At 60.9% G+C, this 2,639-nt stretch carries 3 protein-coding genes; 1 reads left to right on the forward strand and 2 read right to left on the reverse strand.

Going from position 1 to position 2,639, the window contains the following annotated elements:
* Positions 1-698 (forward strand): Fe-S cluster assembly protein SufD (gene sufD / locus M3O22_05130; GenBank protein ID MDP9196138.1); only part of this gene is annotated, 698 nt, incomplete at its 5' end.
* Between the two features lie 5 nt (positions 699-703).
* Here the strand turns inward: sufD and M3O22_05135 are convergent.
* Both M3O22_05135 and M3O22_05140 read right to left on the reverse strand, forming a co-directional pair.
* Positions 704-1,954 carry a hypothetical protein gene (locus M3O22_05135; GenBank protein ID MDP9196139.1) on the reverse strand — a complete coding sequence of 417 codons (1,251 nt, stop codon included), beginning with the start codon at positions 1,952-1,954 and terminating at the stop codon, positions 704-706.
* Between the two features lie 42 nt (positions 1,955-1,996).
* Positions 1,997-2,639 (reverse strand): PhoH family protein (locus M3O22_05140; GenBank protein ID MDP9196140.1); only part of this gene is annotated, 643 nt, incomplete at its 5' end.

The raw sequence follows: 2,639 nt of genomic DNA on the forward strand, positions 1-2,639 counted from the left end.
ACATCGGCCTGGGTCCGCAGCCCTGTTTCAGCAACAGCGTGGTGGAGCTGTCGCTGGGCGCCGGAAGCCGCCTGACCCATGTGATGGTCCAGGAAGAGGCGCAGCAGGGTGTGCACGTTTCCACCACCGGCGTGCGACTGGGGCAGGGGGCCATTTGTGATTCATTCATCCTCAACGCCGGCGGTCGCCTGGTGCGGCGCGAGGTGCACACGGTGTTTGCGGACACGGGCGGGGAGTTCCGCATCCAGGGCGCCTATCTGGTGCATGGAGGCCAGCACAGCGATATCACGACACTGATCGACCACCGCAGTCCCGGCTGCACCAGCCACGAGGTGATCAAGGGCGTGATCGACGGCAACGGCCGCGCGGTGTTCCAGGGCAAGATCCACGTGGCTCCGGGCGCGCAGAAGACGGACGGGTACCAGCTGAACCGCGCCCTGCTGCTGTCAGACGCCGCGGAAATCGACAGCAAGCCCGAGCTGGAAATCCACGCGGACGACGTGAAATGCAGCCACGGCGCCACAGCAGGCGAACTGGACGACCAGGCGCTGTTCTATCTGCGCTCCCGCGGGATTGACGAAACCACCGCTCGCCACCTGCTGGTCCAGGCCTTCCTGGCCGAGGTGGTGGACGGGATCCGGGATGAGAATATCCGGGCGGCTATCAGCGGGGTTGTTGGCAGGCATATGGCAGGATAGGCAGGTTACCTTTTCCCGTTTTCTGTTCTGCCCCCCGTCCGGAACAGATCCCCTACATGCAGAATATAGAGGGTGCGGTCAGTTTCCTTTTCCAGCACGAAGGTGCCTGCGTCCGCAGACATGTCATTGACCCACCAGGGCTCCAGATGGGCCAGGTCAATGCCGGCAGCCTTCAGGGCATCTTTCAGGTTGCGCAGGCCCTGGTTCGCTGTCCAGATCCAGTAACCGGAGGAAGATTCATCCTGTCCTCTCTGGGAACCCAGAATAACTGATCCGTCTGCCGAGATTTTCAGCGGTCCGGAAGAGACATCGTTTTCGGTCCCCAGAACACCGAGATCCACGACTCCTGTCCCGGGCGTCCAGCGGAATGCGTGCCGGACCGCAACCTTGCCCCAGGGTGCCGTGATTTCTCGTTCTGTCAGCAGCATGCCTGCAATCACCTGTCCGTCGTGGGAAATATGCAGGGGGATTGTTTGCCCGAAGCCATCCTTGCCCAAGGGTGTGAAACCTGTGTCCGGTGACCAAAAAGTGGCCGGTTCATAACCCAGTTCCGGTTTCCCGAGCTTCACCAGCCTGGGCCAGGCTGTGACGACCAGACCATTGCCTGAAATTTCTGGAAGGTCGAACCTGCTCTCGAACGGGACAAAGCCCCGGCTTTCAGACCAGTAAAAACTTCCGGAAGAGTTTTCTTCAGTATTGAGGTAAGAACCAACAACCGCCGTACCATTCCCGGAGATGCCGGCGCAGAACAGCCGGCGAATTCCTTCTTTTCTGATTTCTGTCACCCCGCGCTGCGGCGTCCAGACAAGACAGTGTTCCGAGCTTATGCCGTCTTCGCTGTTGTCATTGAATATTGTGTGGCGGAGGACAGCCCCCCGGGAGAAGAAAAAAGGGCTTACGGAAGGGAGTGAAAGAGAATCTTTCGTGTAGGGAAGTGGCCAGGATTTCTTTTCCCCTGTCCGGGGATCCAGGGCCACAAGCCTTGCGGGCTGGTTGTTCGCACCTTCAATCTGGAGGAGCGTTTTTCCGTCCGGCGTCATGACATCGGATGCGTCCAGCACAACGCCTGTTTCCCTGGACCAGTAAAAACTTCTGGCTGCGGGAAAGAACATTCCGGTCAGTGCCGATCCGTCATCGGCGATATGGTAGATGTCCGCCCATTTCATGGGCGGCAGATCAAGCTTTGTCAGCTCCCATGCGTGCGCGGAGAACGAAAAAAAGACTGAGGCGGCGGCAACAAGGAAACGAAGAAGCATTGCAGAAAACCTCCGGTCAGCCGGGCTGACAGCAAAAACGTATCACGCCCCCAGCTTGCCCCGGTCCGGGTCTGTGTCGCGCTTGTCATAGGCGCGGACGATGCGGCCCACCAGCGGGTGGCGCACCACGTCCACGTCACTGAACTGGATGAAGGTCACGCCATGCACATCGCGCAGCACGTCGATGGCGTCGGCCAAGCCCGAGTGGACGCCGTGGGGCAGGTCGGTCTGGGTGATATCGCCCGTGATCACCATGCGCGATCCCTCGCCCAGACGGGTGAGGAACATCTTCATCTGCATGGGCGTCGTGTTCTGTGCCTCGTCCAGAATCACAAAGGCATCGGTGAGGGTACGGCCACGCATGAAGGCCAGCGGAGCCACCTCGATCACGCCGCTCTCCAGCCGCTTGGTGATCTGGTCCGGCGGCATCATGTCGTGCAGGGCGTCGTACAGGGGCCGCAGGTAAGGGTCGACCTTTTCCTTCATGTCGCCGGGCAGGAAGCCGAGGCGCTCCCCCGCTTCCACCGCCGGGCGGGACAGGATGATGCGCTCCACCGCGCCCGAGATCAGCAGGGATATGCCGTGGGCCACGGCCAAATAGGTTTTTCCGGTGCCGGCGGGGCCCAGGCCGAAGACCATCTCGCTCTCCTGCAATGCACGCAGATAGGCTGCCTGGGTGGGAGAG

Source organism: Pseudomonadota bacterium, from assembly GCA_030775045.1.
GTDB lineage: Bacteria > Pseudomonadota > Alphaproteobacteria > JALYJY01 > JALYJY01 > JALYJY01.

Excerpts from the sequence above, each read along its gene's own strand:
- M3O22_05135 (MDP9196139.1), bottom strand. The coding sequence starts at position 1,954 with ATGCTTCTTCGTTTCCTTGTTGCCGCCGCCTCAGTCTTTTTTTCGTTC.